Origin of the sequence: Halolamina litorea (assembly GCF_026616205.1) — an archaeon.
Lineage (GTDB): Archaea > Halobacteriota > Halobacteria > Halobacteriales > Haloferacaceae > Halolamina > Halolamina litorea.
This window is the reverse complement of the sequence record NZ_JANHGR010000001.1, coordinates 104292-126940: the sequence shown is the minus strand read 5'-3', so window position 1 is coordinate 126940 and position 22649 is coordinate 104292. Positions and strand designations below refer to the sequence as shown.

Here is a 22649-nt window from a genome sequence, read left to right as displayed (position 1 = left end):
GGCAGCCGGGGTTAAGGGCTACGGGACGAACCCGACCGCTTTTGCGGGCGGAGGCTGATGTTCGGGTGAGGGCGCGTAGCTCAGCTGGACAGAGCGTCGGACTTCTAACCCCGGTGGTCCCGCGGGGGGAGCCATCCGGTGGCCGTGGGTTCGAATCCCACCGCGCCCGCTTCTCGTGTCGAACGAAGTGAGACCGAGAGCGTCGCGCGTGGGATTCGAAGCAGGGAGCGGGAGGTGAGCGAGCGTAGCGAGCGAACGGGAGCGACCGTGGTTCGAATCCCACCGCGCCCGTTTCCTTCCCTTCGGTCAGTCAACGACCGCGGTTTACTCCCACTCGCTCCGCTCGCGGGAGTCCCACCGCGCCCGCTGTCTGCGAACGAACGTGAGCTGCAGCGGCGCCCGTGGGTTTCGAGGGGCCCCGCTGGACGTCGACGTCCATCGCCGCCACCAGCAGCTACTTCCCCAGAGTTTGCCAACTACTCGCATGGTTAACACCACGAGTCCCGTCGCCTGGGCGGGCAAACCGTACCACGAGATCCGGGAGGTCGCCGAGCAGGACGGATCGGTTTTGGTCGTCCCGATCGGGGCCCTCGAACAGCACGGACACCACCTTCCGACCGGGACGGACACGATACTCGTCGAGGCGGTGGCCACCCGCGCCGCCGAGTACGTCGCGGAGGCCGACGACGTGCCGGTTCTGACGACGCCACCACTCTGGTTGGGCCACTCGCCACACCACCTGCCCTTCGGCGGCACCGTCAGCGCCGACTTCGAGACGCTCCACGACGTGCTCTCACAGATCGCCGACAGCGCGCTGGGCAACGACTTCGATACGATCCTGTTCCTCAACGGCCACGGGGGGAACCGACCGCTGATCGCGGCGGCGACGGGGCGGGTGGGCGCCGAACAGCCCGACACGGAGGTACTGGGGCTGACCTACTTCGAACTCGGGACCTATTTCATGGACGAGATCCGGGAGAGCGACCTCGGCGGGATGGCCCACGGCGGGGAACTGGAGACCTCCATGATGTTGCATCTGACCCCCGAACTGGTCGACGAGGAACTGATGGCGGCGACCCAGTGGGAGACCGAGTACGAACAGGCCCCCTCGGACCTGCTGGGGCCGGGACCGCTGAACGTCACGCTCGACGTGGAGGAGTGGTCGGAGTCGGGGGCGATGGGCGACGTCTCCCGGGTGAGCGCCGAGAAGGGCGAGCGGATGCTCGAAGGGTTCGTCGACGAGTTGGCGGCGCTGCTGGTGGCAATCAGCGAGTAGGCCCGAGAAACTGGGAGCGCCCCCGTGCTCAGAGAGGGCACCACACCAGGATCAAACGATAGCGGGAGCAGTACGTCCCGCCGGCCTGCCTCTGACAACCCGACGGACCAGTCGGGTGTGTGAATCCCCGCGTGGGACTCACTAATAAATACCGGAGGAATCAGCGACGCCGTCGAAAACGTGTGGAGAGTTGTCAGACGCCGAACGGGGGTGTTCCGTGTCCCGGTCGGCGGTCGATGCGTGGGACGGGGTAGTGTGAGTCGCCGGCCGAGCTTACATCGCGCCGCCCATGCCACCCATGCCGCCCATGCCGCCCATGCCGCCGCCGCCCGGCGGCATCTCGTCCCCGCCGTCGTCGTCGCCGACCTGACCGCCCGCGAGGTCGCCGGCGGCGATGACGTCGTCGATGCGGAGGATCATCGTCGCCGCCTCGGTGGCGGACTCGATTGCCTGCGTCTTCACTCGGAGGGGCTCGACGACGCCCTCCTCCTCCATGTCGATGATGTCGCCCGTGTAGGCGTCGAGGCCGGAGGTGAACGCGCCGCCGTCGTGGGTGGCGCGCAGGTCGACCAGCGAGTCGATCGGGTCGAGCCCGGCGTTCTCGGCGAGGGTGCGCGGGATGACCTCCAGCGCGTCGGCGAACGCCTCGACGGCCAGCTGTTCGCGGCCCCCGACGGAGTCGGCGAACGCGCGGAGCTGGAGTGCGAGTTCGGTCTCGGGAGCGCCGCCGCCGGGCAGCACCTGCCCGTCGAGCAGCGTCGTTCGAACGACGCCGATGGAGTCGTCGATGGCGCGCTCAAGTTCGTCGACCACGTGGTCGGTGCCGCCCCGGAGGACGAGCGTGACCGAGCGGGCCTCCTCGACGTCCTCGACGAAGATGCGCTCGTCGCCGCCGATGTCCTTCTGGGCGACGGAGCCGGCGAAGCCGAGGTCGTCGGCCTCGATGTCGTCGAGCGAGGAGACGACGGTCGCGCCGGTGGATCGGGCCAGCGCCTTCAGGTCGTCACTCTTCGCGCGGCGGACCGCGAGGATGCCCTGCTGGGCGAGGTAGTGCTGGGCGATGTCGTCGATGCCGTCACCGACGAACACCACGTCGGCGCCCACGTCGACGAGCTGGTCGACCATCTCGCGGAGCTGCTTCTCTTCTTGCTCCATGAACTGCTGGAGCTGGTCGGGGTCGGTGACGTTGACCTCGGCGTCGATCTCGGTCTCCTTGACCTCGATGGCGCCGTCGAACAGCGCGACGTCGGCGTCCTCGACCGCGTAGGGCATGTTCTCGTCGACGCGCTCCTTGTCGACGATGACGCCCTCGATCAGCTCGGAGTTCTCGATGGAACCACCGACGACCTTCTCGATGGAGACGTTGTCGGCGTCGATCCCCGACTCGTCTTGGACGGCGAGCAGCGCGTCGACGACCAGTTCCGCGAGCGTGTCCTTGGCGGTCTCGGCGCCCTTACCGGTCATCGCCGTCTCGGCGATCTTGGTCAGGGTGTCGTAGTCGTCGGCAGTGACCTCGATGGCCTCCTCGGTGAGGATCTCCTTTGCCTTCTCGGCGGCCGCGCGGTAGCCCTGTGCGATCGTTGTCGGGTGCACGTCGGCCTCGACGAGCTCCTCGGCCTGGTCGAGGAGTTCGCCACCGACGACGACGGCGGTCGTGGTGCCGTCGCCGACCTCCTCCTCCTGGGTCTCGGAGACTTCGACGATCATGTTGGCCGCGGGGTGATCGATGTCCATCTCCTTGAGGATGGTCACGCCGTCGTTCGTGACGACGACGCCGCCCGAGGAGTCGACGAGCATCTTGTCCATGCCTTTGGGCCCGAGCGTGGTTCGGACCGACTCGGCGACGGCCTTCCCGGCCGTGATGTTCATCTCCTGGGCGTCCTTCCCGGAGGTTCGCTGGCTGTCCTCGGAGAGTACGATCATGGGCTGATTGCCCATGCGCTGTCGCTGACTCATGTTCACCGATGGATTGTCCGTGGTTCTATATAAATCCTTTGGCCACACCGTGTGAAAAGGCCACACAGGGGCGCTAGGAGGGTTTGCTAACGTGTATCAAGCGAGAGTATAAATACCCGTTTCAGGGTGGTCGTCGCCGAGAGCGGAGAACGTCTCACGTACGCGCGCGAGCACGGGCTGGCGGCGTAGTGAAAAACGGGGAAAACGGCGGATGGCATCACACGGTCACGCCAACAGAGGCCCGGAGAGCGACGCCGGAGTCACTCTCGATCCAAGCCGTGATCTGGCTTAGTCGTCCGCGGGCGCTTCCTCGGAGCCGTCGTCGGCGTCGACGCCGGCGTCCTCGACGTAGTACTCCTCGATGAGGTCCTCGCCGATACGGTTGAGTTCCGTCTTCGGGAGGATCGAGAGGAGTTCCCAGCCGATGTCGAGCGTCTCGTCGATCTCTCGGTTGGTGCGGTAGCCCTGATCGACGAACTCCGTCTCGAAGCGGTCGGCGAAGTCGAGGTACTTGTTGTCGGTCTCGGACAGTGCCTCGCGGCCGACGATGTTCACGAGGTCGCGCAGGTCCTCACCCTCCGCGTACGCCGCGAACAGCTGGTCCTTCACGTCCCCGTGGTCGCCACGGGTCAGGCCCTCGCCGATCCCGTCGTCCATCAGCCGGGAGAGGCTGGGCAGGACGTTGACGGGCGGTTCCATCCCCTTGCTGTCGAGGTTCCGGTCCATCACGATCTGCCCCTCGGTGATGTAGCCGGTCAGGTCCGGGATCGGGTGGGTGTCGTCCTCGCCGGGCATGGTGAGGATCGGGATCTGCGTCACCGAGCCCTCGCGGCCGTCGATACGGCCGGCCCGCTCGTAGAGCTGGGCCAGGTCGGTGTACATGTAGCCGGGGTAGCCACGCCGGCCGGGGACCTCCTCACGCGCGGCGCCGATCTCTCGGAGCGCCTCGCAGTAGTTGGTCATGTCCGTCAGGATCGTCAGGACGTGGTAGCCCTTCTCGAAGGCGAGATACTCAGCGGTGGTCAGCGCCATCCGCGGCGTGACCGTCCGCTCGACCGCCGGGTCGTCGGCGAGGTTCATGAAGACGACGGAGCGCTCCAGCGCGCCGGTGCGCTCGAAGTCGTCCATGAACTCGTTTGCCTCCTCCTGGGTGATCCCCATCGCGCCGAAGACCACGGCGAACTCCGATCCCTCGCCGTCGTCGCTCTGCTCGTCCTCCTCGGGCACCGTCGCCTGTCGGGCGATCTGGAGCGCGAGGTCGCTGTGGGGGAGCCCCGAAGCCGAGAAGATCGGCAGCTTCTGGCCGCGAACCAGCGTGTTCATGCCGTCGATCGCCGAGACGCCCGTCTGGATGAACTCCTCGGGGTACTCACGCGAGACGGGGTTGATCGCCTCGCCGACGATGTCGTGGCGCTCGTCCGGGACGATGTCGGGGCCGCCGTCGATCGGCGAGCCCGAGCCGTCGAGCACCCGCCCGAGGAGGTCCTCGGTGACGGGCATCTTCAGCGTCTCGCCCGTGAAGCGCACGGACGCGTTGCGGTCGATACCGCTGGTGCCCTCGAACACCTGGATAGCGACGATGTCGTCGGCGGACTCGAGGACCTGGCCACGGAGCGTGTCCCCGTTGGCGGTCTCGATCTCCACCATCTCGTCGTACCCGATGGACTCGTCGACCTCCGCGAAGACGAGCGGGCCCGAAATCTCGGTGATGGTTTGGTACTCTTTCATCAGTAGAGCTCCCGCAGTTGGGTTTCGATCTGCTCGGTCAGCTCCTCGACGTGTTCTTCGACCTCGTCGTCGGGAGTGGTTGCGATGCGGTTGAGCTTGGGCGCGGCGTCGATGGACGTGATCTCGTCGATCGGGACGCCGGCTTCGAGCGCCTCGAAGGCCTCCTCGTTGAAGGTTCGGATGGCGCCGAGCATCATGAACGTCTTCTCGGGCGGACAGTACTGGTCCACCTCGATGAAGGCGTTCTGCTGGAGCCAGCCCTCACGGATGTAGCGGGCGACCTCGAGGGTCAGCCGCTGGTCGTCGGGCAGGGCGTCCTCCCCGACGAGCTGAACGATCTCCTGCAGTTCGCTCTCCTCGTCGAGCACGTCGACGGCCCACTGGCGACGCTCGGGCCAGTCGGCGGCGACGTTCTCCTCGAACCACTCGTCGAGCTGGTCCTTGTAGAGCGAGTAGGACTCGTCCCAGTTGATCGCCGGGAAGTGCCGGCGTTCCGCGAGGTCCGAATCCAGCGCCCAGAACGTCTTGACGATACGCAGGGTGTTCTGCGTGACCGGCTCGGAGAAGTCACCGCCCGGCGGCGAGACGGCGCCGATCACGGAGATCGAGCCCTCGCTGCCGTTGACGTTCTCGAAGTAGCCGGCCCGCTCGTAGAACTGCGAGAGGCGCGCGGCGAGGTAGGCGGGGTAGCCCTCCTCGCCGGGCATCTCCTCCAGTCGGGAGGAGATCTCGCGCATGGCCTCGGCCCACCGGGAGGTGGAGTCGGCCATCAGCGCCACGTCGTAGCCCATGTCGCGGTAGAACTCCCCGATGGTGATCCCGGTGTACACACACGACTCGCGTGCGGCCACGGGCATGTTCGAGGTGTTCGCGATCAGGGTCGTCCGCTCCATCAGCGGGTTCCCGGTCTGCGGGTCGGGCAGTTCCGGGAAGTCCTCGATCACTTCGGTCATCTCGTTGCCCCGCTCGCCACAGCCGATGTAGACGACGATGTCGGCGTCGGCGAACTTCGCGAGGCTCTGCTGGGTGACGGTCTTCCCGGAGCCGAAGGGACCCGGGATGGCCGCCGTCCCGCCCTTCGCGAGCGGGAACAGGCCGTCGAGGATACGCTGACCGGAGATCAGCGGCTCGGTCGGCGTCTGCTTCTCGTGCACCGGACGGGCCTCACGCACCGGCCACTCCTGGTGCATCTGGATCTCCTCGCCGTTCTCCAGCGTAACGACCGGCTCCTGGACGGTGAAGTCGCCGGATTCGGCCTCGGCGACCTCGCCACCCTCGTAGTCCGGCGGGACCATGACCTTGTGGTCGATGGTCTGGGTTTCGGGGACGGTGCCGACGATGTCGCCGGCCTCGACCTCGTCACCTGCCTCGACCTCGGGCTCGAACGCCCAGGTCTGCTCCATGTCGATACCCGGCGCGTCGACCCCGCGGTCGAGGAACGCCGACCCCATCTTCTCCTCGAGGACGTCCAGCGGACGCTGGACGCCGTCGTAGATGGAGTCGAGCATCCCCGGACCCAGATCGACCGTCAGCGGCTCGCCCGTGTTGACGACGGGTTCGCCGGGGCCGACCCCGGAGGTCTCTTCGTACACTTGGACCGTCGTGACGTTGCCTTCGATCTCGATAACCTCGCCCATCAGCCCTTCGTCGCCCACGTAGACGACGTCGTTCATTCGGGCGTCGAGGTCGACGGCGGTCACGACCGGACCGCTCACGCTCTCGATCTGGCCGCGTTCTTCCGCGGCGACGTCTGTTGCCTGACTCATTGGTTAGTCCTCATCCATCAGGTCGATCCCGATGGCTCGTTTGATCTGGTCGCGCAGCCCGCCGCTGCCAGCGCCACCGCCGAGTGTCACGAGCGTCGGTTCGACGCTCGTCTCGACTGCCTCGCGGGTCCCCCGCGAGAGGTGGTCGAGGTCGTCGTCGTGCATCACGATGATGCCGACTCCCTCGTCTTCGAGCGTCGTCTCGACGGCGTCGTCGAGTCGCTCGTCCTTCTCCGCCTCGGGAACGTCCTCGAACTTCCGGACGCCGGCGAGACGGAACCCGGTCGTGAACTCCGGGCTACCGATAACGGCTATCTCAGTGCTCATCGTACCACCAGTTCCGCCCGGATCTCGTCGGGGTCGAGCCCCGCCTCGGTGCCCCGGGCGATGGCACGGATGTTGTCTGCCTCGCGCTCCTTCGCGAGCACGAAGGCGATGACCGGACAGACCGACATCGGGTGGGCGTGGGCCGCGTTGCGGGAGTGTTCCAGCAGCGCGCCTTCCAGGGCCTGCTCGAAGCCGATGAGGCTGTCGACCTCGGCCAACTCGTCGAGTGCGGCCGAGAGCTCGTCACCGTACCGGCTCTCGCGGATGACGTCGACCAGCTGGTCGCGGTTCCGCGAGAGCGTGGAGAGCTGCTCGGGGGTGAACAGCGTGCCACCCTCGATGAAGTACTCCGCCGGATCGATCTCGGCGCCGCTGCGTGCGAGACGGAGTGCGTTCCGGGCGTTCCGGAAGTCGATCTCGGCCTGCAGGAACTCCGCGTACGCCGACCCCGGGCCGGCGCCCGCCGTGGTCACGCCCTCGAAGAGGTTCTCGTAGTACGCGCGGTCGATCGCGTTCTCGAGGGCCACCAGCGTCCCGGACTCCTCGTACTCGTCGGCCGCTGCCGCCAGCGGCTCGCCGAACATCGTGCCCTCGAGCAGGTCGACGATGGCGTCGATGCTCTCGGCGTCGACGAGGCGGTCGAGGAGGTCGTCGTCGAACTCCCCGGCGCGGATCAGGTCGTCGTCGATCGCCTCCGGGTCGGTGTCCGCGTAGACGCCACGCACGGCCGTCTTGACGTTCCACGCGTCGAACTTCCGCAGGTAGCGAGCGATCTGCTCGTACAGGGTACCGTCGGCCCACGCGAGCATCTCGTCGAACGTCTCTGCCAGCCCCGCGTTCAGGGCGTACTCGATCAGGTCGACGCCCGAGAACCGCGAACCCAGTCGGTTGATCGGCCCCTGGTAGGTCGACTCCTCCATGTAGCGGGAGATCTCGTCTGGGCGCATCCGCAGCAGCTTCCGGTAGTCCTCCTCGTCGAACAGCTTCGCACGCCGGGCGCTCACGCGAGCGTTGACGTACTCCGGGTTGGAACTGCCGGTTGCGCTCATTCTTCGAAGAGGCGTTCGCTGATGTGTTTGAGTTCGTCGTCCCAGACCTCCGCGATCACGGAGTCGAAGGTGTTGTCCACGCTGACTCGGGAGCTCTCGCTCTCGACGACGACGCCACCGAGGCAGTCCTCGGTGCCGGCGAACGACCAGCCCTCGTAGTCGGCGAGCAGGTCGGTCAGCAGCTCCTCGTCGGATTCGCGGCCGTAGACCTCGACGGTCGCGTCGTCGTCGAACTCCTCGGCCGCGGCGTCGATCAGCGAACGGGTCAGCTCCTCGCGGCGCTCGCCGTCGACCTCGGCGACGCGGTCCTCGAGGCCGTCGCGGACCTGTTCCAGCACGTCACGACGTGCTTCGAGGCGCTTCTGCTTTGCCGTGAGTTTCGCACTCGAGAGCGCCTGCTCGCGCTCCTCGTCGATCTGTGCTTCGACTTCCTCCTCGCGTTGTTGGACGATCTCTTCGGCGTCTGCCTCCGCCTCCGAGATGATCTCGTCGGCCCGGCTCTCGCCCTCTTCGCGTATCTCCTCGGCACGCGCGCGGGCTTCGTCTCGAACGTCCTCAACGACGGTTTCCAAGCTCATGAGCGGAAAGGGGGAGGAAAGTTTACGCTGCCAGGATCATGGCGACCAGCGCGAAGATGAGGATCGTCTCCGGCAGGACAGTCAGGATGAGTGCCTGCACGAAGAGGCTGTCGTCCTCAGCGACGGCGCCGACGGCGGCAGAACCGATACCTCGCTCGGCGTAGCCGGCGCCGAGCGCGGCGAGGCCGACACCGATGGCGGCTGCGCCAGTACCGGTGAGGATCGCGTTTTCCTGCAGTGCGAGGCTTGCGAGTTGGGGTGTGATTTCGAACATAGTGAGTATTTACTCGGTCGTCTCCGAACACGCGTAGTTGGCTCCACGACGGTCATAAACCTTCCCAAAGAAATCGGCCGCGCTCGGGTCCGAGCCGCCGCTGTTCGTATGTGATACTGCCACATGAAAGACCGATCGGCGGGGGTGGAAGCCTACTCCTGTCGGCTGTGTTTCCGTTCGTAGCCGAACGGTTCGTAGGCACGCCCGCCGCCGTCGAAGAACTTCGAGAAGAACTCGTAGTACTCCAGACGGACCGCCTGCAGGCCAGCGCTGGTCACACCCAGCGCGAGCACGAGCAGGTGGCCGAGCACCAGAACGACGATCCCGAGGATCAGCGAGGCCGCCTCACCGTGGTAGAGCCCGCCGAACATGATGCTGGTCACTTCGTAGCCGTGGTAGCTGAGCGTCTCACCCTGTGCGAGGTTCGCGACCGCCTGTGCGTCGGGCATGCCGCCGACCCCATAGTGGTAGCCACCCTTCTCGTCGACGTAGACGCCGAAGAAGAAGAGGTTGACCGCAAAGGCCATCCCCGCCTTCGCCAGCAGCACCGCCGCGAGTCGGGCGTACGAGAGCACGTTCACCAGCGCGTCGAAGATCTCGACTGCCTCGCCGGGCGCCCCGATGAACAGGAGCAGGAACCCGAGCAGGAACAGGCCGATACCGGCCTGTCCGACGACGACCGGCAGCCCGGTGAAGCCGAGCGCGAACGCCGCCTCGGAACCGCTGTCGAACGCCGTGAACAGGAAGTCGGGCTTCGAGCCCTGGAACCACGTGCTGAGGATGAACAGCCAGAGGCCGTTCATCGCGAGGATCCACGAACCCTTCTCGTAGACTGCTTCCTTGATGCCGTGGAACTGCAGTTCCTCGATGAAGCCGAGCACGTAGCCGATGTTCAGGTGGACCAGCGCGGCGAGCGCGCTAACGACGATCCACGCGGGAACCCAGTAGCTGTAGGCCGGCTGGAGCCCCTTCCGCAGCGGCGGGCCGCTGTGACCGAACAGCATGTCGCCCAGGATGTGCAGCCCGAACACTTCGCCGTACAGCACGCCGAACACCGCCGTCGAGAGCCCCGCGGCGATCGTCACGCCGCCCATGCTCTTGAACGCCGGACTGTCGAACTGCGTGTAGAGGGCCCCACCGATCGCGGTGTAGATCAGGCCGTATCCGAGGTCGCCGATCATGAACCCGAACAGCAGCGGGAAGGTGAGGAACACCAGCGCGGTCGGGTCGAACTCGCTGTAGTTGGGTCGACCGATCGCGTTCACCAGCACCTCGAAGGGACGGACCAGCCCGTTGTTGTCCTGCACGACCGGGGGGTCGTCCCGACCGATCGTCGTCCCGCCGTCGGCGACGGCCTCGCCGTGCTCGTGGACCGCGTCACCGTCGGACTTGAACTGTGCGCGCTCGACCTCCTCGACCTCGATACGGTCGCCCAGTTCGTCCTTCAGCGCCGCCGCGATCCCCTCGTACTCCTCGGTGGGGACCCAGCCTTCGGCGACGAACGCGCTTTTCGTCGTCGCAAAGGAGAGCGGCGCTTCGGCCTTCTGGACCTCGATCATCAACTGCTCCTCGGCGGCGAGCAGGAACGGGGCGTGGTCCCGTTCGAGGTCGGCGAACGTCGACTCGATCTCCTCGATGTCGGACTCGATGCGCTGTTTCTCGCTCTCGAGTTCCCGGACGTAGGACTCCGGAGCGACCTCCGAGTCGGGCACGTCGAGGCTCGTGAACGCCGCACCGACGAGCGCGTCGTCGAGGACGCCCTCGGCGTGCTTGCTCGGGTAGACGAACACCGCCATCACGTCGTCGCCGGTGAAGATCTCGTACTGCCGGATGCCGTCGGCGTCCAGCAGTTCGCGTTCGACGGATCGCTCGTCGCCGTAGCCGACGGCGACTTCGAGGCTGTCGTAGCCCGAGAGCAGGTTCAGGTCGATCCCGAGGTCGACGAACGGCTCGACGGCGTCGAGGCGCTCCTCGACCCCACGAAGCTCCTCGCGGAGTTCGTCACGCCGATCGTCGAGTTCGTTGACCCGCTGACGGATCTCGGGGAGTTCGGCGTCGATGTCCGCGTCGGACACCGACCGGCTCCCGTCCGCGTCGTCGTCGTCGACGCCGAGGATACTCTTGATCGAGCGGATCGTCACGAGTTGTTCGGACGCTTCCTCGGCTTCCGCCTCGGGGTTCCCGGGCTGGAAGCCGTCCCACGAGCCGTCGTACTCGGAGACGTCGACGACGTTGCGATCGTGGACGAGCTCGACGACCGACCCCATGACCTGCTTGGAGCCAGTCACCGAGAGCTTGCTCATCTGCTTAGGTCTGAGCATGCACCGCCTCCTCGAACTGGTCGACCGCGTAGTCGACGGCCTCCTCGATGTTGCCTTCGGCCTGTTCGACGAGCGCCTCCCGCTCGTCCTCGCCGTCGCGGATGATCTCCTCCTTCTCGCGTTCGATCTCCGCGCGGGCCTCCTCGAGGCGCTCCTCCTCGAGTTCGGCTGCTTCCTCTTCGGCCTCCCGCCGGATTTCGGTCGCCCGCTCGCGGGCGTCGGCGATGGTCTCCTCTTTCTCCCGGCGAGCCTCCTCGAGGATCTCGTCGGCGTCCGCCTCCGCCTCCTTGATCCGGTCAAGAACTTCCGGTCTGGGCATTAGCTGATCGGTTCGTGGTTTCCGCGGGCCGTATAAGGTGTTTGCGAAAGCGAGCGGCTCCTCTCCCGGTACAGACCGACTTCTCGAACCGCAAGAAAACGGCGTCGGGCCGACTCAGTCGAACTGCTCGATCAGGGCCGGCACCACGTCGAACAGGTCGCCGACGATCCCGTAGTCGGCGATGTCGAAGATCGGCGCGTTCGGGTCGCTGTTGATCGCGATGATCGTCTCGGCGCCCTTCATCCCGGCGACGTGCTGGACCGCCCCGGAGATACCGATGGCGAGGTAGACCTTCGGCGTCACCTGCTTGCCGGACTGGCCGACCTGTCGGTTCTTGGGGAGCCAGCCGTTGTCGACGATGGGCCGGGACGAGGAGAGCGTCGCGCCGGTGGCGTCACACAGGTCGCGGATCAGGTCGAGGTTCTCCTCCTCCTCGATTCCGCGGCCGATGGAGACCAGGAACTCCGCGTCGCCGATGTCCACGTCGCCGCCGCCGACCTCCTCGAACCCCTGCACGCGGGAGCCGTCGGCCACGCCGGACTCGTCGAAGTCGAACGCCGAGACCTCGGCGTCGCCGGCGCCGCTCGCGGCGGCCCACTCGCCGCCGCGGATGCTGACGACGAACTGGTCGCCGGCCACGTCGACGGTCGTCTCGACCTTCGAGCCGTACATCTCGCGGGTGACGGTCAGGCCGCCGTCGTACTCGATCCCCACCGCGTCGGTGGCGTACGGCAGGCCGAGTTCGTCGGCGACCGCCGGGGCGTAGTCGAGGCCGTTGACCGAGTTCGGCAGCACCAGCGCGGCCGGGTCGATCTCGGCGTGGAGCGCCTCGGTCGCTGCCGTGTAGGTGTCGTGATCGAACTCCTCGCCGGCGTCGACGGTGTGGATGGCGTCCACTTCCGGCGTGTTGAGGGACTCGGCGAACGCCTCGACGCCGCCGGAGACCACGGCGACGTGGAAGTCGCCACCGAGTTCGTCGGCCAGTTCGCGGCCGGCGGTGATCCCCTCGTAGCTCACGTCACGGAGTTCGCCGCGGCGGTGTTCGGCGACGAACAGAACGTCGCTCATTCGCCGACCACCCCCTTGTCCCGCAGCACGGAAGCCAACTCCGCGGCGGTGTCCTCGGCGCTCCCCTCGAAGAGGGTCGCGTCGGACTCGCTCTCGGGTTCGTACATGTCGACCAGTTCCAGCGCGCCGTCAACGCTCTCGGCGTCGAGGCCGAGGTCGCTCAGGTCACGCGGCGCGATCTCCTTCTGTTGGGCCTGTCGGATACCGCGGAGGCTCGCGTAGCGGGGCTCGTTGATGCCGGTCTGGATCGAGAGCACGGCCGGGAGGTCGATCTCGGTGATCTCCTCGACGCCGCCCTCCAGTTCCCGTCGAACCGTCGCCGTCTCGTCGCCGGCGGCGTAGTCGAGGTCGTTGACGACCGCCGCCCACTGGTAGCCCACGCGGTTGGCCAGCGCGACGCCGGTCGCCCCGAAGGCGTCGTCGGCGGCCTGCACGCCCGTCAGGACGAGGTCGGGGTCCTCCTCGGCGACGACCTGCTCGAACACGCTGACCTTCGCGTCCACGTCGAGCAGCGACTGCTCGGCGATGGCGTCGTCCCAGACACGGACCGCGCGGTCGGCGCCCTTCGCCAGCGCCATCCGGATGGTCTCCTCGCTTCGCTCGGGGCCGATCGTGGCGGCGACGACCTCCACGTCCTCGTCGGCCGCTTCGGCGATCTGTACGGCCGCCTCGACGGCGTAGTCGTCCCACTCGTTGAGGTCGTACTCGAGGTACCGCTCGTCGATGGCCAGTCCGTCGATCTCGAAGTCGTCCTCGACGGCCGCCACCTCCTTGACGGTCACCAGAATCTTCATCGCCCTCGGATTCCCGTGGATGGGGGTAAATCCTTTCGCTATGCCCACGCGGGCGGGAGGGGGAGCGTTGGCCGGGACGACGAAGCCGGCGACCGTTGGCTACGGTTCGTCCTCGCCGTTGGGCAACGAGATGACGTTCTCGCGGCCGAGGCGGAGTTTCTCGATCTCCCCGTCGTCGGCCATCCGGGAGAGCAGCTGAGAGACCTTGGCGTCCGACCAGTCAGTCTCCTCGACGATGGCGGCCTGCCGCATCCGGCCCCCGTTCTGTTCGAGCAGCGCCTCGACGCGCTCCTCGTCTGAGAGGAGTTCCGGGTCGATCGCGGGGTCCGGTTCGGGCTCCTCGGGTGCCGGCTCGGCCGCCGCGTCCCCGTCCGGCGAGCCACCGTCCTCGATCCCAGCGATCGATTCGCCGCCGCGCCAGCGCCACACCGCGAGCACGGCGACGGCGAGCGCGAGCAGGCCGACCAGGCCGACGACCGCGCCGTCGATGCCCTCGTCGGGCGTCGGCGCCACCGGGGTCGGGGAGGCCGTGTCCGTCGGCGGGCTGGCGGGGTCGGCGGGCCGGTAGACGACCGCAAACTCCGTCGGCTCGAACGACTCGGGGCCGGCGACCACGAGCGAGTCGTTCTCCTGTCGAGCCTCGATGCTCCGCTGGATGTCGTAGCCCGGCGGCGTGTGGATCCGGATCTCCTGTCCGGCCTCGAGCGAGCGGAGCCACGTGCCGTCACTCGTCAGCAGTGCATCGGAAAGCTCGTAGCCGTCGCCGGACGCGGCGAGGAAGCTCGTCCACCGGAAGCGGAGTTCGAGGCGGCCCGCGTCGGTGCCGACGGTGTAGTCACGCTCCACGCCGGTGATCGTCATCTCACGGCCGGCGGCCGTCGACGCCAGTTCGGCGGCCCGCTCGAAGAACGCGATCCCCGGCCCCGCGGCGCCGTCACCGGCGACGAAGCGCTCGCCGTAGTCCCGGAAGGCGTCGCGTTCTTCGGCCGTGTCGATGGGGACCACGGTGGTGACGGTCCAGTCGGCGTCGCCGTTGGCCCGGAGTTCCGCGTCGAACGTGGTCGTCGCGTTGGCGACGGACGGAGCCTCCTGTGCACCCGCTACACCGGAGATCGCAGCGACTAGCAGGAGGGCGACGACGACGACGTTCCGCATGAGTCGAAGCGTGACAGCGGCCGGGCAAAACGCTTTCTATCAGTTCACTGCCCCGCTCCGGCGTGTTTTATGGTGGATGCCGCGATAGTCACCGTCGATGCGGTCTCTCGTACTCATCGTCGCCGCTGCCCTCTCCCTCTCGCTCGTGGCGCCGGTCGGTGTGGGCGCCGTCGGCGCGCCGACGGGGCCAGTCGACCCCGCGCCGGTCGACGCCGCCGACGGCATCGTGACCCCGCTCGGGCCCGCCCAGCAGGACGGACTCAACGGGAGCGCAGTCAACGAGACGAACGTGCTCGTCATCCCCGAAGGTGCCGTACAGCGCAGCGGCGTTGACCGGGCGACGCTGAACCTCGGCCCGGCCGCGGAGTTCAACGGCAACCTCACCGCGGTCGAAGTCGAGACCGCCGCAGTCGTCGAACACGTCCTCGCGGCGGAGGACGACAGCGAGCGAAGCCGGCGGATCATCCAAGCCTCCTCCACCGTCGAGACGGAGATCATCACGCTCCGGGACCGACAGCAGGCGGCCATCGAGGCCTACTCGAGTGGCCGGATCGACGCCGAGACGTTCGTGATCGAACTGGCGACGGTCGCCGCGAGAGCCGACGCGCTGGAGCAACGGATCGTCCGGCTGACCGAACTCGCCGACGACGTCGACGGCTTCAGCCTCTCCCGACCGGCCGAGATCCGCTACGAACTCCGCACGTTCGGCGGCCCCGTGCGTGACCGTGCGGTCGACGCCATCCGGGGCACCGAGAACGCCACCCAGTTTTTCGTCACCACGGGGACCGACGGCTACGAGCTCGCGACGATCTACGACGGGTCCTACCACCGTGAGGCGTTCCGAGGCGCGGTTCGCTCGGGCGACTCGACGGCGACACTCAGCCCGACCGAGGCGATCAACGTGACCCGGGAGAGCTACCCCGAACTGTTCCGGTTGGGCGACTCCTCGGCGACGACCTCCGGGTCGACCAACATCGTCCGCGTCACCGCACCGGGCCGTAGCCTCACCGCGTTCGTCGACAGCGGCACCGGGCGCGTGTTCAAGGAGTACCAGCGGTTCGGCCTGGCACAGTATCGGTCCCCCTCGGCTGCCTCGAACACGATCAACGGGATCACCGTCTCGGTCAACCGAACCTACCCCGGCGGCCCGCTCCGGATCCACGTCGAGAACGCCAACTCCGGCGAGCCGATCGACCTCGCCGTCACGCTGAGCCAGGGTCAGTCCGAGCGCACCACGGTCGGCCGGACCGGCGACGACGGCACGCTCTGGACGGTCTCCCCGCGCGGGAGCTACACCGTGCTTGCGGTGGGCGACGAGACCACCGCGGCCTATCTCGAAACCAGCAGCACCGACGCCCCCTCCATCGACGACTGACCCGGCGTTGAAGTAGGAAGCCGCGAGCAGGTCCCCCGTGCTCCCCGCCCCGACCGACACCGACCGGGCCGTCTCGCCGGCGCTCGGCGTCGTCCTCCTCGTCGGCGTCACCGTCGCGGCCGCCGCGGTACTGGGGACTGCCGTACTCGGGCAGGCCACGGCACTGACCGAGCCGCCGCCGACGGCGTCGTTCGAGATCGAAGCGCAGGGCGATCGAGTCAGTATCAGCCACGCGGGCGGTGACGCCGTCGACGTGCGGGCGCTCCGGATCGAGGTCGCCGTCGACGGCGAGCCACTCACACACCAGCCGCCGGTCCCGTTTTTCGCCAGCCCGGGGTTCCACGGCGGCCCGACCGGGCCGTTCAACCCCGAAACCGACCCGGGGTGGGTCGTGGGTGAGACGGCGTCGTTCCGGGTCGCGGGCACGAACGACCCAACGTTGGCGCCGGGTGCTCGGCTCACCGTCGACCTGTTCGACGGAAACCAGCTGTTCGCGTCGCTGTCGGCGCGGGTCACGTGATGACGAAGACACCGGAAGAACGGCGGCTACTCGGGGACGGTGGCGATGGTGACGATGGCTCGCGGGCTGCCGGGGTTGGCCTGCATCACGACGTGTTCCCGTTCGGGGAAGCCGGCCTCGCTGAACATCCGATCGGCCTCGTCGGCGTCGTAGAACAGCATGATCGCGTCGGCGAGTTTGGTGAACAGGCCGCTGCTCGGCTCGTCGGGGCCGACGATCAGGACGGTGCCGCCGGGTTTGGTCACCCGGCGGGCCTCCTCGATGGCGTCGACGGGGTTGGGCCAGTACTCGATCGAACCCGAGGACCAGTAGTGGTCGAAGCTGTCGTCGGCGAAGGGGAGGCGCTCGGCGTCGCCGCGGTAGAACTTCACCTGGTCGGTCTTGCCGAACTTCGCCCACGCCTTCTCCAGTTGGTGGACGCTCTGGTCGAGGCCGTGGACGTCGTCGGTGTGCTGGAGCAGCCCCTCGGTGCCGAACCCGGTACCACAGCCCACGTCGAGCACACGGTCACCCTGCTCGATCCCGGTCCGCGAGAGCGCCTCGTCGCGCATCTCCTCGTTCCAGACCAGCGGGTTCACGGTGTCGTACACCTGCGAGAGGTACTTGTAGAAGGTGCGTGCCCGCGATTTGTTCTCGAGGACTCCCATTGGCGCCGCTTGGAGCGGGCGTGCCATAATGCTGCGGTTTTCGGAGGGGGCGATCGGCGGCTACCGTCACGTACTTGGGCGAACCGCCCCGAAACAAGGGTAATGGAGACGCTCGACCGTCGGGTCGCCATCGTCGACGAGCGACTGTCCGCGCTCGTCGAGTCCGTCGAGCCACCCGAGCTGGCCGAGCGGCTGTCACACGTCACGCTCTCGGGAGGGAAACGGGTCCGGCCCGCCGTCACGCTGCTGGCCTGTGAAGCCGCCGGGGGCGACCCGGCCGACGCCGTCGACTTCGCCGTCGGGATCGAACTGGTCCACAACGCCTCGCTGGTCGTCGACGACATCATCGACCGCTCCGAACTGCGCCGCGGGACCCCGAGCGCGTGGGCGGAGTACGGCTACGGCCCGGCCATCGTCGCCAGCGACGGCCTGCTCGGCGAGGCGTTCGCGCTGTTCTCGACCGACGAACACGCGATGGGCATCGTCGCCGAGGCGATGGTCGAACTCGGCGAGGGGGAGGCCACCGAACTGGTCGCCGAACCCGAAAACGAGGCCGAGTACATGGAGTTGGCCCGGCGCAAGACCGGCGCGCTGTTCCGGGCGGCCGCGGAGGTCGGCGCCGTCGCAGCGGGCGCCGACGGGTTCACCGTCGAGTCGATGGGGAAGTACGCCGAGGGCGTCGGCGTCGCCTTCCAGATGCGTGACGACGTGCTCGACGCGACCGGTGACGCCGAGGAACTGGGCAAGCCTGCGGGACAGGACGCCGAGATGGAGCGCCCGTCGCTGATACAGGTCACCGACCTCTCCGCCGAGGAGGCCGACGAGCGGGCGCGGGCGGAGGCCGACCGCGCGCTCGACGCGCTGGCGACGGCGACCGTCGACGACGGCGAGGCGCGGGAGTACCTCGAACAGTTGGCGGAGTACGTCGTCAGCCGGGAGCGGTAGGCCCTCGCGCCGCCGGACGGGTCAGGCCGTCTCCGGGGCGGCCGGGAAGCGGTTCTCCGCGATGGCGAACGTGAGCGTACTGAGCACTCCGAGCAGCGTCCCCGCCGTCAGCGCCAGCGCGAGGTCGGTGATCAACATCGCGTCATCGCCCGGCAGGAAGAAGCCGGAGACGGCGTTGAGCACGACGCTGATCGCCAGCACGTAGAACGGGGCGTTGAGGTAGCGCCAGCGGAACTCGCCGTCGAGGTACTCGTCGGTGACTTGGCCCAGGCTGGAGGTGACCCCCGCGGCCGCGAACCAGCCGACCGCGGCGTGGACGAACACCGCCGCCTGCGTCGGCAACGGGACGGTGGGTGCGTTGGTCAGTATCGACTGGTAGCCCTGCCAGCCGCCGATGGCGACCAGCGCGATGGCGACGACGTAGGTGATCAGGGTCACCCGGCCGGCGTACAGCAGTTGACGCACCTCCTCGGCAGTCTCGTCGATGGCGTCCTCGAGGCCCAGCCCCCGGAACAGCGTGTAGAGGCCCAGCAGCCCCGATAGAACGCCCAGTACCGAGAACCCCGCCACGTCGAACGCGTTGGCGACGAGCACGAGCGGGTAGACCAACAGGAGCACCCCCAGCGGCACCAGCAGGGTCCCGCGGGTCTCCTTGTCGCCCAGGACCTGCTTGATCGTGTAGTAGATCGACTCCAAGTCCTGTGCCTGGCGGACGACGACGCGTCGGAGGCCGTCGATGGGCACCCGCGAACGGATCACCGGGAGCACCGACTCGTCCTGTGCGCCGTCGGTGATGACGATCGCACGGACGTTCTCGCCGGTCGAGAGCGCCGCGAGGACGGTGTCGACCTCCTCACCGACCGCGCGGTTGGCCTTCACGTCGCTGGCGTCGACGCCCGTGACGGCGGCGACGGCGACCTCCTCGCCCTCGCGTTCGAGTTCGTCGCGCGTGTGAATCGCCTGAAACAGCACGTTCACGTCGGAGTCCTCGGGGTCGGCGGTCGCCAGCTTGGTGGCGGCCTCCTCGACGTTCTCCCGGCCGAGCACGGGGGTCTCGATCCCCGTCTTCCGTCCGAGGTCGTCGTCGAGGTCGACAGCGAGGACCAACAGCATCAGCGGTACGTAGGGAACGCGCGCATATCTGCTTTCGGGAGGGGCACTACTCCGAACGCTCGAGCAGTCTGGCGAGCGCCGCTGCGACGCCCGCGCAGGCAGCGGTGACGCGGAACCCGGCCCCCGTTGTCGTCGTCGGGTCCTCGGCCGTCGGCGTCGACGTCGCGGTCCGGGACGGGGTCGGTGTCGTGTCGGCTGTGGCCGTCGTGGCGGGCGTGGTCGGCGTCGGCGTGGCCGTGGATTCCGGCGCCACCGTATCGGACAGCCGGAGTATCCAGCCCCGGGGCGAGAGGTGGTAGCCGCCGGCGACGAGGTACTCCCCCTCGCCGGTGGCTGTGAGCGTCAGCGGCTCCACCTGACGCTCCGCGTCGATCCGATAGGCGCGATGCCACCGGAGTTCGCCCCCCGAGTCGACCTTCCCGAGCGTGAGATCGCCCGACTCGCCCGCCGTCGTTCGGACGAGGAAGCCGTCGTCGACCGGGACGAGTTCCCTGACCGCTCGGTCACTCAGTGCGTCGTGCTGGCTGGTCCAGTCGAGTTCGAAGTCGGCATCGAGCCGAGCCATCGCGTCCCCACGGGAGAGCACGAGCCCGTCGCCGTCGCGGGCGCCGGTCTGCAACACGCCGTCCGGGAGCCCGTCGGGGAGGGTCACCCGCTCGAAGGAGCCGTCGGCGCCGACGGACGCGAGCCACGGGAACGTCCCGCCCGCGACGGCGCCGCCCTCGCCGTCGGGGACCAGGAACGCAAGCGCCTGCGAGCCGTTGACGTTGTGCTGGTGGTGCCACGCGTAGGCGCCGTCCGCGTCGAAGCCGACCAGCCACGTCCAGAAGGCGTTGGGCAACCACTCGGTGAAGCCGACGACGAAGCCGCCGTCGACCGGGAGCAGCGTGGTGCGTTCGGTCGCCGGGATCTCGCCGCGCTTCCCGATGGACAGAACCGAGAGGTCGGGCGTGAGTCGGGCGAGCCACGCCCCGGCGGCGATGGCGTAGCCCTCCGCGGTTCTGACCACGTCGGGGGTCGCGTGTGCCTCGCGAGGGAGGTCGGGCGTGATCGACCTGCGCCGGCGGACCGTTCCGTCGGCGTCGACGGCGGCGATTCGGACGGGGTCGTCCGGCTCGGGGCGGCTTCCCCGCCGGCCGACCAGGAGCCGGTCGGTGTCGTGAGCCGGCGCCGTGCCGGTTATCCGGAGCTGTTCGTACTCGGCCTGTGCGGCCACGCCCGGCGGCGACGGGGAGTCCTGCTCGGCGCCGGTAGCGGTACCGACGCCGACCGTCCCCGCGGCGCCGGCGACGCCCGCGAGGGCGAGGTAGCGTCGTCTGCTCAGAGCGGGTCGCGCCGGTTCGGTGGAGGGCCGTCGAACCATGGTGGGGTGATGCCTCCCGGACCGGGAAAAGTGCCCCGGCGACGTGTTCATCACGAGGGCGTCCGAAGCCGGAAGGGATGGCCATCGAGACGGTCGAGGGTACCGAACCGGTCGACGACACCGACCAGCCGGTGTCACTCACGTGGCGAGTCAGCCCCGAAGGGAACCGGTGGCTCCACCTGCTCGCCTACGGCCTTCTAGCCCCGGTAGGGGCAGTCGCGACCGGACTCGCCGTCGGCGGCGTGATCGCCGTGGTCGCGCTGGCGCTGGAGGGATCGTGGGGGCCGGTGTTCTTGCTCGCCCTCGCGGTGGCGGTGGCGTTCTCGCGCCCACCGGTGCTGGCAGCGATCAGGAGCGACGAGACCAGCGCATCGTTCGGCTACGAGGGCTGGCAGCCGAGCCGGGTCGGGCTACTCACGGCATCGGTGCTCTGTGGCGGCGCGATGCTCCTCGCGTCGCTCCACTCGCGGGTGGCGACTGTGAGCGTCGGCGTCGTGAGCTTCGCCGCCGGACTGCTCGCCATCACGCTCCACACCGACGCGAGCATCGACGCCGAGGGGCGCCTGCAGAAACAGCAGGCCACAGCGGTGGACCTGCGGACGCTTTCGCGTGTCCGCTCGGTCGACCTCTTCGGGGTGACGGCGTTCTGGCTCTCCTACGCGCGCGGCGCCGACAGCTTCCGGAACCCGCGCGTGCTTTCGGTGCCACACGACCGGGCGGCCGAGGTGCGCGAGGCCCTCGACGCCGGCGTCGACGCCGATTCGGGCGCCGACCCGATCGGTCGCACGGAGCGGGTCGTCGTCGGCCTCGTCGGCCTCGGCGTGTTGGCGACGGGGCCCGCGCTGTGGCTGCTCGTCGGCGACGCCGGGGCGGACGAGGCCGTGGTGCTCGTCTACCCGGCGGCGATGTCGCTCGTGTTCGCCGGGCCGATGTTCTGGTACGCGTGGAAGGGATGAACGGTCGCGTCGGCGGGCGCCGAAGGCGTGAGACACGCTCACACTCCCGATCGTGCGGTTTTTGGGGCTCGGCGGGGTAGCTCGGGTAACTGATGATCTCGAAGGGCTGTGAACAGTGTGCCAAGGGCGGCAAGATGGTGATGTTCGTCTACGGCTACTGCGACCAGCGGGACTGTTTCTACTGTCCCCTCGGCGAGAACCGCAAGAACGTCGAGCAGGTGTACGCCAACGAACGGCCCGTCGAGAGCGACGAGGACGTGATCACCGAGGCAAAGCGCATGGACGCGCTCGGCTCCTCGATCACCGGCGGCGAGCCCCAGGAAGTGCTCGAACGGACCTGCCACTACATCTCCCTGCTCAAAGACGAGTTCGGCGAGGACCACCACATCCACCTCTACACCGGCATCCCGGGCGGCCGGGAGAACATGCGCCGGCTGGCCGAGGCCGGCCTGGACGAGATTCGCTTCCACCCGCCGCTGGAGCTCTGGGGCGACATGCACGGCACCGAGTGGGAGGAGATCCTCTACATCGCCCGCGAGGAGGGCCTCACCCCCGCCTTCGAGATTCCGGGTATCCGGCCCGAACCGGAGTTCATGGAGTTCATCGACGAGGGCGCCGCCGACTTCTGTAACATCAACGAGTTCGAGATGTCCGACGGGAACTACCGCCGGATGCAGGAGGAGGGCTTCGAGCGCAAGGAGGGCCACATGTCCGCCGTCGAGGGCGGTCGCGGCGACATCCTCGACGTGATGGGCGATCACGAGAAGGTCTACTTCTGTACCTCGGTGTTCAAGGACGCCGCCCAGCACCGTCGCCGCCTGAAGCGGATGGCTCGGAACGTCCGCCGGGAGTTCGACGACGTGACCGACGACGGGACGCTCGTCTACGGCAAGAGCTACGCCGACCCCGCGCGCTTCGAGGAACTCGGCGTGCCCGAGGAGTTCTACACCGTGAAGTCGAACCACGTCGAGGTCGCGTGGTGGCTGCTGGAGGAGATGATCGACGACGGCGACGTCGAGGACGGCGAAATCGTGGAACAGTACCCCAACTACGACGGAACCGTCGTCGAGCGGACGCCGCTGGCCTGACTGGCCGTTTCGCGGAGCGGTGCTGGAGCTT

At 68.1% G+C, this 22649-nt stretch carries 21 protein-coding genes and 1 tRNA gene; 7 read left to right on the top strand and 15 right to left on the bottom strand.

Translation table 11 applies throughout. The annotated features are described in order from the left end of the window. Positions 1 to 69 precede the first annotated feature (69 nt). Positions 70 to 169 (top strand) — tRNA-Arg (locus NO998_RS00630). Positions 170 to 484: 315 nt separating this feature from the next. Beyond that, positions 485 to 1276 carry a creatininase family protein gene (locus tag NO998_RS00625; protein ID WP_267645051.1) on the top strand — a complete coding sequence of 264 codons (792 nt, stop codon included), beginning with the start codon at positions 485 to 487 and terminating at the stop codon, positions 1274 to 1276. Between the two features lie 273 nt (positions 1277 to 1549). Here NO998_RS00625 and thsA read toward each other — a convergent pair whose 3' ends face one another. From thsA to NO998_RS00565, 12 genes are all read right to left on the bottom strand, one after another. Next, positions 1550 to 3199, bottom strand: a complete 1650-nt coding sequence (thsA, locus tag NO998_RS00620; RefSeq protein WP_267647175.1) for a thermosome subunit alpha — start codon at positions 3197 to 3199, stop codon at positions 1550 to 1552. 321 nt (positions 3200 to 3520) lie between these two features. After that, positions 3521 to 4960, bottom strand: a complete 1440-nt coding sequence (locus NO998_RS00615) for a V-type ATP synthase subunit B (RefSeq protein ID WP_267645050.1) — start codon at positions 4958 to 4960, stop codon at positions 3521 to 3523. Beyond that, positions 4960 to 6726 (bottom strand): ATP synthase subunit A, encoded by a 1767-nt coding sequence (locus NO998_RS00610; protein ID WP_267645049.1) that lies wholly within the window; start codon positions 6724 to 6726, stop codon positions 4960 to 4962. Before NO998_RS00610 ends, NO998_RS00615 begins: the two co-directional genes overlap by 1 nt. Positions 6727 to 6729: 3 nt before the next feature. After that, positions 6730 to 7053, bottom strand: a complete 324-nt coding sequence (locus NO998_RS00605; RefSeq protein WP_267645048.1) for a V-type ATP synthase subunit F — start codon at positions 7051 to 7053, stop codon at positions 6730 to 6732. Then, positions 7050 to 8102 (bottom strand): V-type ATP synthase subunit C, encoded by a 1053-nt coding sequence (locus tag NO998_RS00600; RefSeq protein WP_267645047.1) that lies wholly within the window; start codon positions 8100 to 8102, stop codon positions 7050 to 7052. The genes NO998_RS00605 and NO998_RS00600 overlap by 4 nt, the downstream gene beginning before the upstream one ends. Further along, positions 8099 to 8680 carry a V-type ATP synthase subunit E gene (locus NO998_RS00595; protein WP_267645046.1) on the bottom strand — a complete coding sequence of 194 codons (582 nt, stop codon included), beginning with the start codon at positions 8678 to 8680 and terminating at the stop codon, positions 8099 to 8101. Before NO998_RS00595 ends, NO998_RS00600 begins: the two co-directional genes overlap by 4 nt. A gap of 22 nt (positions 8681 to 8702) precedes the next feature. Beyond that, entirely contained in the window at positions 8703 to 8954 is a 252-nt protein-coding gene (locus NO998_RS00590; RefSeq protein WP_267645045.1) for a F0F1 ATP synthase subunit C, read from the bottom strand. 152 nt (positions 8955 to 9106) lie between these two features. After that, the gene (locus NO998_RS00585; protein WP_267645044.1) at positions 9107 to 11275 is read right to left on the bottom strand and encodes a V-type ATP synthase subunit I; all 2169 of its coding nucleotides are present in this window, start codon (positions 11273 to 11275) and stop codon (positions 9107 to 9109) included. Next, complete coding sequence (ahaH, locus tag NO998_RS00580) at positions 11262 to 11594, bottom strand: ATP synthase archaeal subunit H (RefSeq protein ID WP_267645043.1); 333 nt, start codon at positions 11592 to 11594, stop codon at positions 11262 to 11264. The genes NO998_RS00585 and ahaH overlap by 14 nt, the downstream gene beginning before the upstream one ends. Before the next feature lie 114 nt (positions 11595 to 11708). Further along, entirely contained in the window at positions 11709 to 12662 is a 954-nt protein-coding gene (locus NO998_RS00575; RefSeq protein ID WP_267645042.1) for an electron transfer flavoprotein subunit alpha/FixB family protein, read from the bottom strand. Next, a complete protein-coding gene (locus NO998_RS00570) occupies positions 12659 to 13456 on the bottom strand; it encodes an electron transfer flavoprotein subunit beta/FixA family protein (protein ID WP_267645041.1) in 798 nt (265 codons plus the stop codon). The genes NO998_RS00575 and NO998_RS00570 overlap by 4 nt, the downstream gene beginning before the upstream one ends. Before the next feature lie 99 nt (positions 13457 to 13555). Then, a complete protein-coding gene (locus NO998_RS00565; protein ID WP_267645040.1) occupies positions 13556 to 14611 on the bottom strand; it encodes a helix-turn-helix transcriptional regulator in 1056 nt (351 codons plus the stop codon). A gap of 97 nt (positions 14612 to 14708) precedes the next feature. Between NO998_RS00565 and NO998_RS00560 the strand changes: the two genes are divergently transcribed. Together NO998_RS00560 and NO998_RS00555 are read left to right on the top strand one after the other, a co-directional pair. Further along, positions 14709 to 15986 carry a DUF7096 domain-containing protein gene (locus NO998_RS00560; RefSeq protein ID WP_267645039.1) on the top strand — a complete coding sequence of 426 codons (1278 nt, stop codon included), beginning with the start codon at positions 14709 to 14711 and terminating at the stop codon, positions 15984 to 15986. A 37-nt stretch (positions 15987 to 16023) separates the two neighbouring features. Further along, on the top strand, positions 16024 to 16506 hold the full coding sequence (locus NO998_RS00555) for a type IV pilin domain-containing protein (protein WP_267645038.1): 483 nt from the start codon (positions 16024 to 16026) through the stop codon (positions 16504 to 16506). 26 nt (positions 16507 to 16532) lie between these two features. Here the strand turns inward: NO998_RS00555 and NO998_RS00550 are convergent, their stop codons facing one another. Beyond that, positions 16533 to 17153 carry a methyltransferase domain-containing protein gene (locus NO998_RS00550; protein WP_267645037.1) on the bottom strand — a complete coding sequence of 207 codons (621 nt, stop codon included), beginning with the start codon at positions 17151 to 17153 and terminating at the stop codon, positions 16533 to 16535. Positions 17154 to 17255: 102 nt separating this feature from the next. On the opposite strand from NO998_RS00550, the gene NO998_RS00545 reads away from it, so the two are divergent. Then, positions 17256 to 18098: a polyprenyl synthetase family protein gene (locus tag NO998_RS00545; protein ID WP_267645036.1), complete on the top strand. Its 843-nt coding sequence runs from the start codon at positions 17256 to 17258 to the stop codon at positions 18096 to 18098. Positions 18099 to 18119: 21 nt separating this feature from the next. On the opposite strand, the gene NO998_RS00540 is transcribed toward NO998_RS00545, so the two are convergent. Both NO998_RS00540 and NO998_RS00535 read right to left on the bottom strand, forming a co-directional pair. After that, positions 18120 to 19211: a DUF373 family protein gene (locus NO998_RS00540; RefSeq protein WP_267645035.1), complete on the bottom strand. Its 1092-nt coding sequence runs from the start codon at positions 19209 to 19211 to the stop codon at positions 18120 to 18122. 46 nt (positions 19212 to 19257) lie between these two features. Continuing rightward, positions 19258 to 20574: a hypothetical protein gene (locus NO998_RS00535; protein ID WP_267645034.1), complete on the bottom strand. Its 1317-nt coding sequence runs from the start codon at positions 20572 to 20574 to the stop codon at positions 19258 to 19260. 77 nt (positions 20575 to 20651) lie between these two features. Here NO998_RS00535 and NO998_RS00530 point away from each other — a divergent pair, with 77 nt between their 5' ends. Next, the gene (locus NO998_RS00530) at positions 20652 to 21530 is read left to right on the top strand and encodes a hypothetical protein (RefSeq protein WP_267645033.1); all 879 of its coding nucleotides are present in this window, start codon (positions 20652 to 20654) and stop codon (positions 21528 to 21530) included. Positions 21531 to 21622: 92 nt separating this feature from the next. Then, complete coding sequence (locus NO998_RS00525; protein ID WP_267645032.1) at positions 21623 to 22618, top strand: radical SAM protein; 996 nt, start codon at positions 21623 to 21625, stop codon at positions 22616 to 22618. The last annotated feature ends 31 nt before the right edge of the window (positions 22619 to 22649 follow it).

Bases quoted from the DNA above. Each gene is read 5' to 3' on its own strand.
- NO998_RS00625 (WP_267645051.1), top strand. From the start codon at position 485: ATGGTTAACACCACGAGTCCCGTCGCCTGGGCGGGCAAACCGTACCAC.
- thsA (WP_267647175.1), bottom strand. From the start codon at position 3,199: ATGATCGTACTCTCCGAGGACAGCCAGCGAACCTCCGGGAAGGACGCC.
- NO998_RS00615 (WP_267645050.1), bottom strand. From the start codon at position 4,960: ATGAAAGAGTACCAAACCATCACCGAGATTTCGGGCCCGCTCGTCTTC.
- NO998_RS00610 (WP_267645049.1), bottom strand. From the start codon at position 6,726: ATGAGTCAGGCAACAGACGTCGCCGCGGAAGAACGCGGCCAGATCGAG.
- NO998_RS00605 (WP_267645048.1), bottom strand. From the start codon at position 7,053: ATGAGCACTGAGATAGCCGTTATCGGTAGCCCGGAGTTCACGACCGGG.
- NO998_RS00600 (WP_267645047.1), bottom strand. From the start codon at position 8,102: ATGAGCGCAACCGGCAGTTCCAACCCGGAGTACGTCAACGCTCGCGTG.
- NO998_RS00595 (WP_267645046.1), bottom strand. From the start codon at position 8,680: ATGAGCTTGGAAACCGTCGTTGAGGACGTTCGAGACGAAGCCCGCGCG.
- NO998_RS00590 (WP_267645045.1), bottom strand. From the start codon at position 8,954: ATGTTCGAAATCACACCCCAACTCGCAAGCCTCGCACTGCAGGAAAAC.
- NO998_RS00585 (WP_267645044.1), bottom strand. From the start codon at position 11,275: ATGCTCAGACCTAAGCAGATGAGCAAGCTCTCGGTGACTGGCTCCAAG.
- ahaH (WP_267645043.1), bottom strand. From the start codon at position 11,594: ATGCCCAGACCGGAAGTTCTTGACCGGATCAAGGAGGCGGAGGCGGAC.
- NO998_RS00575 (WP_267645042.1), bottom strand. From the start codon at position 12,662: ATGAGCGACGTTCTGTTCGTCGCCGAACACCGCCGCGGCGAACTCCGT.
- NO998_RS00570 (WP_267645041.1), bottom strand. From the start codon at position 13,456: ATGAAGATTCTGGTGACCGTCAAGGAGGTGGCGGCCGTCGAGGACGAC.
- NO998_RS00565 (WP_267645040.1), bottom strand. From the start codon at position 14,611: ATGCGGAACGTCGTCGTCGTCGCCCTCCTGCTAGTCGCTGCGATCTCC.
- NO998_RS00560 (WP_267645039.1), top strand. From the start codon at position 14,709: ATGCGGTCTCTCGTACTCATCGTCGCCGCTGCCCTCTCCCTCTCGCTC.
- NO998_RS00550 (WP_267645037.1), bottom strand. From the start codon at position 17,153: ATGGGAGTCCTCGAGAACAAATCGCGGGCACGCACCTTCTACAAGTAC.
- NO998_RS00545 (WP_267645036.1), top strand. From the start codon at position 17,256: ATGGAGACGCTCGACCGTCGGGTCGCCATCGTCGACGAGCGACTGTCC.
- NO998_RS00540 (WP_267645035.1), bottom strand. From the start codon at position 19,211: ATGCTGTTGGTCCTCGCTGTCGACCTCGACGACGACCTCGGACGGAAG.
- NO998_RS00535 (WP_267645034.1), bottom strand. From the start codon at position 20,574: ATGGTTCGACGGCCCTCCACCGAACCGGCGCGACCCGCTCTGAGCAGA.
- NO998_RS00530 (WP_267645033.1), top strand. From the start codon at position 20,652: ATGGCCATCGAGACGGTCGAGGGTACCGAACCGGTCGACGACACCGAC.
- NO998_RS00525 (WP_267645032.1), top strand. From the start codon at position 21,623: ATGATCTCGAAGGGCTGTGAACAGTGTGCCAAGGGCGGCAAGATGGTG.